The organism is Actinoplanes sp. NPDC051388 (assembly GCF_055586225.1).
The window spans coordinates 180,524-189,263 of sequence record NZ_JBVJIP010000017.1; the positions used below are offsets into that span (position 1 = coordinate 180,524).

The 8,740-nt window shown below is 71.2% G+C and carries 7 protein-coding genes; all 7 read right to left on the reverse strand.

What is annotated here, in order from left to right; genetic code table 11:
• Positions 1-48: 48 nt before the first annotated feature.
• The 7 genes from ACZ6TI_RS35785 to ACZ6TI_RS35815 all read right to left on the reverse strand — a co-directional run bounded on the left by ACZ6TI_RS35785 (position 49) and on the right by ACZ6TI_RS35815 (position 8,409).
• On the reverse strand, positions 49-2,586 hold the full coding sequence (locus ACZ6TI_RS35785) for a type IV secretory system conjugative DNA transfer family protein (protein WP_465349649.1): 2,538 nt from the start codon (positions 2,584-2,586) through the stop codon (positions 49-51).
• Between the two features lie 215 nt (positions 2,587-2,801).
• On the reverse strand, positions 2,802-4,589 hold the full coding sequence (locus ACZ6TI_RS35790; RefSeq protein WP_465349650.1) for a VirB4 family type IV secretion system protein: 1,788 nt from the start codon (positions 4,587-4,589) through the stop codon (positions 2,802-2,804).
• Positions 4,586-5,512 (reverse strand): PrgI family protein, encoded by a 927-nt coding sequence (locus tag ACZ6TI_RS35795; protein WP_465349651.1) that lies wholly within the window; start codon positions 5,510-5,512, stop codon positions 4,586-4,588. Before ACZ6TI_RS35795 ends, ACZ6TI_RS35790 begins: the two co-directional genes overlap by 4 nt.
• Positions 5,505-5,696: a hypothetical protein gene (locus ACZ6TI_RS35800; RefSeq protein ID WP_465349652.1), complete on the reverse strand. Its 192-nt coding sequence runs from the start codon at positions 5,694-5,696 to the stop codon at positions 5,505-5,507. Before ACZ6TI_RS35800 ends, ACZ6TI_RS35795 begins: the two co-directional genes overlap by 8 nt.
• Positions 5,693-7,024 (reverse strand): hypothetical protein, encoded by a 1,332-nt coding sequence (locus ACZ6TI_RS35805; protein WP_465349653.1) that lies wholly within the window; start codon positions 7,022-7,024, stop codon positions 5,693-5,695. Before ACZ6TI_RS35805 ends, ACZ6TI_RS35800 begins: the two co-directional genes overlap by 4 nt.
• A gap of 2 nt (positions 7,025-7,026) precedes the next feature.
• A complete protein-coding gene (locus ACZ6TI_RS35810) occupies positions 7,027-7,368 on the reverse strand; it encodes a pilin (protein ID WP_465349654.1) in 342 nt (113 codons plus the stop codon).
• A 228-nt stretch (positions 7,369-7,596) separates the two neighbouring features.
• Positions 7,597-8,409, reverse strand: a complete 813-nt coding sequence (locus ACZ6TI_RS35815; RefSeq protein ID WP_465349655.1) for a hypothetical protein — start codon at positions 8,407-8,409, stop codon at positions 7,597-7,599.
• Positions 8,410-8,740: the final 331 nt, after the last annotated feature.

The window sequence follows — 8,740 nt, forward strand, 5'->3', positions numbered from 1 at the left end:
CAACCCCCATCACCGCGCCCTTTGGTGTTGTTTGGTTTTGTGGGGTGGTCACCCACCACCCTCTAGGCGCCGAGCCCACACCCCCCCCCCCCCCCCCCCCCCCTTCCCCCCCCCCCCGCTGGTGTTGCTCGGGGTTGGGTTGGGGTCGTCGGCCGGGTCGGCTCGGCGTTGACGGCCGGGCGGTTGGACCCGGGCGAGGCGGGCGATGGCGGCCTGGCCGTTGTCCCCGCTGGCGGGGGTGACGTTGGCGATGGCCGCCTGCCGGACCGCGGTCGACTCACCGACCACGGGCTTGGGTGGCAGGGTGTGCAGGGTGAACGCCGGGGTTTCCCGGCCGTCGACCACGAGCCGGCACCCGGCCTGGTAGGCGTCCAGGTGAGACAGGTCGTGGTCGGACAGCTCCGGCATCGTGTGCTTGGCCAGCTGCGTGGCGTCTTCCGGCGCGCAGGTGAAGAACACCTTGTTGCGCGCATTGGCGCTCAACGCGAGCTGCGTCTCCCGGGGCATCTGCGTCAGGTTCTGATGCGCCAGCACCAGCCCGAACCGATAGCCGCGCGCCTCGGCCAGCATGTCCCCGACCGAGCCGGGCAAGTTCAGGAAGTTGTGCGCCTCGTCGATGTACGCCACCGCGTCCCGGCGGGAATCCTCAGCGATCCGGGTCCGGCCGGTCGCGGTCTGCCAGGCGGAGGCGAGGATGAACGACCCCATCAGCCGGGAGGCCTCCTCGCCGATCTGCCCTTTCGGCAGCCGCGCGAGCAGGATCCCGCCGTCGAGCACGCGGCGCATGTCGACCGTCGAGCGAGGCGCGCCGATGGTCTGCCCGACAAACGGCCGCGTCAGGAACGACCGCAACCGAGCGAGAACGGGCCCGATGACCTGCGACCGCAACGGCGGCGGCGTGGACTCGAACCACTGCCAGAACCCCAACAAGCCTTCGGGGTCGTCGAGGTCGGCGGTGAACGCGGACCTGAACTGCTTGTCCTGCAACAGCGACGGGATCAGCGTCAGCGTCGCGTTCGCCTTGCGCAGCAACGTGAGACAGGTCATGCGCAGGGTGTCATCGATGCGCGGGCCCCAGTGCTTCGCGAAGATCTTCCCGAAGATCGACACGATGTGGTCGACGACCAGGTCGTGGTCGTCGCCCTGCAACGGGTTGAGGGTTGCTCCGGCGGGCTGGTCCGGGTCGATCAGGTAGAGGCGTTTGTCGGCGGCGTCGGCGGGCAGCCGGTCGAGCACGTCGTTGATCAGGTCGCCTTTGGGGTCGATGACGATCACGCCGCGCCGGGCGTGGACATCATCGAGGATCATGTTCGCGAGCAGGGTGGATTTGCCGCTGCCGGTGCTGCCGATGACGTGCGCGTGCTGGCGGCCGTCGGCCGCCGTCAGCGCGACCTTGTGCCCGCCGACCTGCGCTGTGCCAAGGACTTTCGTGCCGCGCCCGCCGCTGACGACGGCGACCGGGGCCGGCATCGCCTTGGCCCGGGCCCGATCCAAGCCCGGGACGGCGATGTCGGTCGGCAGGCCGGCCAAGGTGGACAACTCACCGTTGTTGAGCAGGAACCCGCGGCGCAGCACCCGCGACGCCAGCACCCGCGCCGGGTGGGCGGCCCGGACGCGGCGCAGCCGGTTACGGCCGGCGTAGACGCCGAAGCTGGAGGCGAGGCCGTGCGCGACGCTGGTCAGTCGTGGGGCCAGCGTCTTCGGGGTGCCGCCGGGGCCGGTGTGCGCGACGGCGTACCGGACGGCGACTTCCCACAGCGGGGTGCCGGCGAGTTTGTCGACTGCCGCGCGGGCGTCCCGGTCGGCCTGCGGGTCCGCGCCGGGCAGCCGGACCGCCGACCGTCCGGTGGTGTACGTGGAGTGGCGGGTCGGGCCGAGCAAGTCGACGGTGAGGTCAAGGATGGCGCGTAGCCAGGTCGCCGGGTCGAGCAAGCTGTTGGGCGGCTTGCCGGTGCGCAGGCTCTGGACGCCGCGGCGCAGCCGGCTGATCTGCCGGTTGCTGGCCGGGCGGGCCAGGATTTGCACGCAGGCGGCTTCGTGGCGGTTGAGGTCGGCTGCGGCTTGGATCAGGGTGCGCAGCGGGTCGGCGTCGTGGTCGCTAAGCAGCGGAAACCACGGCGGTAACACCGGTGCCAGGGCGCCGCCTGCGGCGATCGCCGCGATCGGGACCGGGTCGGTGGGGTCGGTGATCTCGTAGGCGGCGCCGGGCCAGGCGCCGCGGATCGCGGCGAGTACCGGACCGTAGGCGATGGTGCCGGGCAGCCACAGCGCGATGCGCAGTTGCCGGCCGGACCACCGGTATTCGAGGGCCACGTGCGGGCGGCCGGCGCGGAGCCGGCGCCGCCAGCTCGGCCGCAGGATCTCGGCCAGTGTGGACCACACGACGCGGGCGCCGTCGGGGTCGACCTCGGGTGGCGGGCTGATCAGGATCAGCCGGGCATGTGCGCGCATCTGCCGCAGGTGGCGGGAGACGATGATCGGCCGGGCCGTGTACCCGGCGACCAGCGCGGCGGCGAGGACCGCGAGCAGCCACGGCCGGTGCGCGCACCACGCGGCGACGCTGCTGGCGGCATGTTGCACCCACATTGTCGGTGCCGGCTCGGTGAAGTCCGGTATCGGATCCGAGCTGGGAGAAGGAGAAGGGTGCGGGGAGAGTTGAACGGTGAGCCAGTTCATGATGGTGGCCCTTTCGCAGAACGCACAAAGGGCCGGCCCCTGAGCTCTCGAGGAGCTCAGGGGCCAGCCCTTGTGGAGGAAAGACGCGAGGTTTGGCCGCGCCACGGCGGCCTGAAGGCGATGGCCTATTCGTTGTCGACTTCGAGGTCGCCGATACAGAGCCGGTGCTCTTTTCGGGACGCGACGGCCTGGAAGCTGACCCGGTGGGTGCCGGAGATCAGCAGGCCCTCGCCCCGGCGGGCCGACAGCAGCAGCCGGGCTTCGCCCGCCGTGAGCCCGAAGGAGTCGGCGATGACGTCGACGGACTGCGCGGCTTGACGTAGCAGGACTTGGGTGGCGGCGTTGGCGATGACGGCCTGCCCGAGATCGGAGCCGAGCAGGTCACCGACGTCCTGGGTGATGACTGAGACTCCGGCCCGCCGTTTGCGGGCGGACTTGGACAGCCGGTGCAGGAATTTGGCACCTTCGCCGTCTTTGAGCAGCACCCAGGCTTCGTCGACGATGACGAGGCGGCGCGGCGGCATGCCACCGGCGGGTGGGGTGTCGACGTCACGCCAGATCGCGTCGAGGGCGATCAGCATGCCCGGCGCCCGCAGCTCGTCGGCCAGTTGCCGGGTCGACCACACCACCAGCTGCCCCTGCGGGACATGCGTGGTCGGCCCGTCGAACAAGTCGCGGAAGCTGCCCGACACCCAGGGGGTGAGCCGGGCGGCCAGGGTCAGCGCCGGGTCGGAGCCGTCCTCGGCAAGGGCGGCGGACACGTCGCGCAGCAGCGGCGCCTCCCGCTGCCAGGTGTCCGGATCGTTCGAGATCCCGGCCGCCGCGTACGCCGCGATGATCGCCTTGTCCAGGGCGGCCCGCTCGACCGGCGGTGGCTGCTCACCCAGCAGCACCGCGACCAGCGTGTGCAGAAACAACGCCCTCCTGGTGAGGGCGTCGTCGCGGCGGTCGCCGGCCGGGATATCGAGGGGGTTGAGCCGCACGCCGCCGGCGCCGAGGTGGATGGTGGTGCCGCCGACCGCGTCGGCGAGGCGGTGGTACTCGTTGTCGGGGTCGATGACCGACACATGCACCCCGTCCGCGAGCGAGCGCAGGACCTCGAGCTTGATGAAGTAGCTCTTCCCGCTGCCGCTTCTGGCGAGGACGACGGAGTTGGCGTTGTGCTGGTTCCACCGGTCCCACCAGACGATGCCGTCCGAGTCCGGGTTGAGCCCGTACAACATCCCGCCCTCGGGCGCCGGTTCGCCCGGCAACGGGGCCGGAAGGTCCGGGCTGGCGAGGGGGAACATCGTGGCGATCGCCTCGGTGTCCATGACCCGTCGCTGGCCGATCGTGTCGGTGGCCAGCGGCAGTGTCGTGAGCCAGCCTTGCAGCTGCCGCCACGTGGCAGGCTGCACATCCAGCAGCACCGACGCCGCGACCGCGCGGACATGCGCGACCGACTCCTGCAACTCCTGCAGGCTCGGCGCGTGCACGCACAGGTACAGCCCGACCCGGAACAACTTGGACTGGCCGCGAGCAATCCGATCGGCCAATTCCGCTGCGTCATCCGCGGCGGCCTCGGCCGCCGGGTCGAGCAGCCGGCCCTTCTCGGTGTCCGTGCGGCGGTTGGATTCCAGCCGTGCCCGCTGCCGGCGCAGCCTGCCGGCCGCGGCGTGCGGGGTGAGCGGGTCGACATAGACGACCACGTCGAGGCGGCCCGGCCACGCGAGCAGCGGGTCGAGCCAGGCCGCGCCGACCTCGGCCGGGTAGCCGGTGACGATCAGGGTCGACGCGTAGCCGTCGCCGACCTGCACATGCCGGGGCAGGTTGACGACCCCGGCCGGGCCCAGAACGGACGAGAGCCCGGCCGATTCGGCCGGGCTCTCGTCGCTGCTGGTATCGACTTGTCGTTTGCGGTTCAGGAGTTTCACGTGTCGGCTCCTTGTCCGGTCACCGGCGCGCCGGGACGGGCCCGGGGCCAGGTGACATCGACCGGCGTGTACGGATCGGTGGCGCAGGTGAGCACGGCGGTCGCGGTCGAGCCGTCGAGCACGAGCGTTTGCGCGCCGAGCGCGGCGAGGGCGGACGCGGCGTGATCCGCGCGACGCAGGACCTCGGTGTCGCGGCCCCGATCCGCCTGCGCGGTGACGGCGATGGTGACGGTGCGCCACAGCGGGTCGCGGTGCTCGGCCAGCTGATCGAGGAATTCCGCGTAGTCGTACGCGGCGTCCGCAAGCTGCGGGTTGGCGATGCCCGCCGCGGTGTCGGCGACCCGTTGGGCGTGGCTGGACAGGTCCACCCGCTGCGCGGAGATCACCAACTGGACCGGTCCGGTCAGGGAGTTCAGCCAGCGGCCGTAGGCGTCGACCAGCGCGAGCTGTTCGTCGCCGGAGCGCAACCCGATGTTGACGGTCGTAGCGGCGACCAGGGCGACCGCTTTGTCGTCGGCGTCGATGACCCCGGATTCGGCGATCGCCCGGGCGGGTAGCCGCAGCTGCGGCACCGCCATGCCCGGACCGGGCGCCCACCCGGGCACCGGATTCGCCGCCACGGCGGCGTGCTGCTTCGGGCTGCGGGACTGCCGAATCGCGGAGAGCAGCCACGCGTCGAGGCTGCGCCCGTCGCGGCGGCCCAACGCGAGGGTGACCGCGACGCCGGCGACCGGCACCAGCGCTGCGATCAGGACCGGTGGCGGCAGCACGTTTCCCAGGCCGCGGAACACGGCGTACGCGACGGCGGCGGCGATTGCGAGGATCGCGAGCTGCCGGGCCGTCAGCCCGTAGACGATCTTGTCAGGCTGATCGACGTCGGCGTGGATGCGGGCCCGTGGGCTGGCGTCGGGGTCGTTACGCATCGCGCTCACCGCGCTCCGGGCGGCCAGGGGCCTTGAGGTGGCGGGTGTAAAGGTCGACGCCGTCGGCGAGTTCGTCGAGGGTGTAGGCGTAGATCGGCCGGCCCGTGGGCCAGGCCACCGCGACGACCGTACGGTCGTCGCGTACGTGTGCGGGTGTCGGCGAGGTGGTGGTCTTGGTAGTCATGAGCGGTTCCTTCCGCTGGGCGCGGCGGTGCCGCGGCTCGGTGGGGAGGCGCCGCGGCGGGCAGCGGTGCTGCCGCGACGGTGCTGCGATTGGGTGTAGGCATCGACACCGGCGGCGATTTCCTGCGGCGTGTAAGGCCTGACCGGACGTCCGGTTGGATAGGCCGTGCCGACCACGCCGGGGCCAGCGCCTGCCGGTGGCCGTGACGGCGTCCGGGACGGCCACGACGTTTGATCGGAAGAGCGCCGGCGCGGGCGATCGGCGGCAGGCCGGGTAGTAGCCGTGGGCCGTGGCAACGGGCGTGAGCCGCGGCCGCGCGAGGGTGCGGTCGGCCAGGGCCGGTCGGCGTGGCCGGAGGCCGGGCCGCCGCCTGGCCGTCGACCGGAGGCGGCTGCGCTTCGTGCTGGACCGCCCCGACCGGTTGCACGGCTCAGGCCACGGGTGAGTTGCTGCATGAGCAGCACCCGCACGATGGTGCCTGCCTGGCCGGGCGACGACTTCGTGACATAGCGGCGCATCATCGACGGGATCTTGAGGATGGCCCACAGCAGGCACAGCACGATCAGCATGTTCATGACGACCCCGGCGTCACCGGGCAGCCCCAACGCGGGAAGGTTCGCTTGCGGGCTGAGCAACGTGGCCAGGGTGGTGTGCAGGGCTACCGCCTGCAGAAGCACCGTTGCCAGCGTGCCGAGCATGGTGCGCCACCACAGTTTCGCGGCCGGCTCAGTGTGAGGGGTGCCGTGCAGTGCCAACGCGATCGGCGCCACGCCGACGGCCACGATGAGCACACCGATCCGCACGATCCACTGCACCAGCAGCATCGCCACCATGACCGCGATGATCAGTCCGATCAGGATCAGCAGGAAACCGGCCGGATCGTTGCCGTTCTGGTTGGTCAGTGACCCGGTGACGATGGAACGCATCTGCTGCATCGACCCCGGCGAGGTGATGTCCTGCGACGTCAGCGCGGTCGTCAACGCGTTGGCCAGGCCGATGAGCTGCGAGCACAGCGGCATCGCCAGGTTCGCGCCGATCAGCCCGATAATCAGCCGGGGGATCAACTCGCCCGGCCCGTACAGGCTTTGGATGGTGTCGCGTCCCATCACCAGGATGGCCATCCAAAGGATGGCCAGAACGTAGACGGTGTTGACAACCGCCAGCGAAGTACTGGACACGGCCTTGACCTGAGGCAGGACCGTCACGTCCGGGGAAGTGAACGCCGTCACGGACAACAAGTTCCACAAGATGTTCAGCCCGCCGATCACCATCTCGGCGCACCATGTAAGGATCGCGTTAATCAACTCGGTGAAGACCCAGCTACTCATGCTCAGCCACCGATCCAGCCCTTCACGACGGCGAGCAGGACCGGCGCCAGAACCGCCAGGGCATAGCCGAACAGCGCCGATTTGAGCGCGGACTTGGCCTTCTCGACCTCAGCCGGGTCCCCGCCTGCCGCGAGGTAGCGCAGGCCGCCGATCGTCAAGAAGAGGGTCGCGACCCCGAGCAGCAGCCCGATGATCCACTTCGTGATGTTGCTGACGATCACCGGCAGGCTGTTGGCCGCCTCGATCATCGGGGTGTCGGCCGCATAGGCCGGAACGGAAACGGCCACCGCCGCAGCGGTGACCGTCAGGAGGAAGAGCAGTCGGGAAACGTCGCGTCGCAACATGGCGGGCACCTCCCGCCCCGCAGCCCGGGGCGAATTGAGATTTGAGGTGCGCCACCGGGATCAGGGGTGAGGCCGCAGGAGCGTGGCTCCTTCCAGCCGTCAGGGATCGGGTGCGAACACGGCCCAGTCAGGCCGGCGCCACCCGCGATCCCGGGGCGCCGACACCGGCCGCCTCTTGCGGTCCGATGTCTTGCCCACCAAGGCCCCGCGTTGGGTGCCCAACGCGGCCTAGGCTGCCGTGCCGGTACCCAACGCCGGCCCAACACCGTGCGCCTGCCGGCTGGTGTTGGGCCGGTTACGGCGCGAGCGCAACGGCACGAATGACAACTCGCCCGCCCCGATCGCCTCCACGAGCCGCTTCTCCGCCCGCGCCCGCCACGCCGACGCGAGCTGCGGGGAGATCCCGATCTGCGCGGCCACCACCGCGAGGGTCTGGTGATCCAGGCGGGTGGAGGCGATCAGCGTGGCCTCGTCCCGGTCGAGGACCGCGACCGCGACCGCACGAGCCAGCACCAGATCCGGGTGATCCCACGGCCGGATCGGCAACACCGCACCGGCCTCACCGCTGTGGATCAGGGTGGTGTCGGACTCGGCCTCGCGGATCTTGCGCGCGGCGCGCATGCCCGCCTCTATCAGCCGGCCGCAGATCCGCGGCTCGTCCAGGTCGACCCGCGCGAGGCACTCCATGAACCCGACCAGCAGTTCCGAGTCCAAGTCATGGGTGTCGCCGTGCCAACCGGCGGCCAGCAGACCAGCCTGCCGGCGCAGCCCGGGCATAGCCATCCCCACCGCGGCGACCCGCCACGCCGGCCCATCACGGCGGGCCCGCACGACAAGCTCCCGCCAGACCTCGTCGCGGACTTGGGCGCTGGTGCCCGCCGCGAGCACCAGCCTGCGCAGCTCGTCCAGGGGCACGATCCTGTCGGGCAGCCCGTCGAAGCCGCGGGCGTCGAACGGCACATGCGTCGGCGCCTCAGCCAGCAAGACGAACGCCCTTTCCGCCGCGTCCAGGGGCGTCGATGGCCAGGAAGAAGTAGACATTTCAGAACTCCCGAATGGTGGGTCCGCCGCGGTGACGCCGGCGCGTGAGCCGCCATTCAGGCAGGTCAAGCCAACATCGGACGCTGTCGCCGATGGCCGCGTTCGGCTGTTGGCGCAGGTCATGGCACCCCCAACACAGTCAGCTCGCGCGACGCTGGGACCGGCTCCGATTGACGGTCGTGGCTAACAGCACAGGTCAGGCGGCTTGTTGGATGGCGTTGGCGGGGGGGGGGGGGGGGGGGGGGGGGGGGGGGGGGGGGGGGGGGGGGGGGGGGGGGGGGGGGGGGGGGGGGGGGGGGGGGGGGGGAGGGGGGGAAGGGGGGGAAGGGAG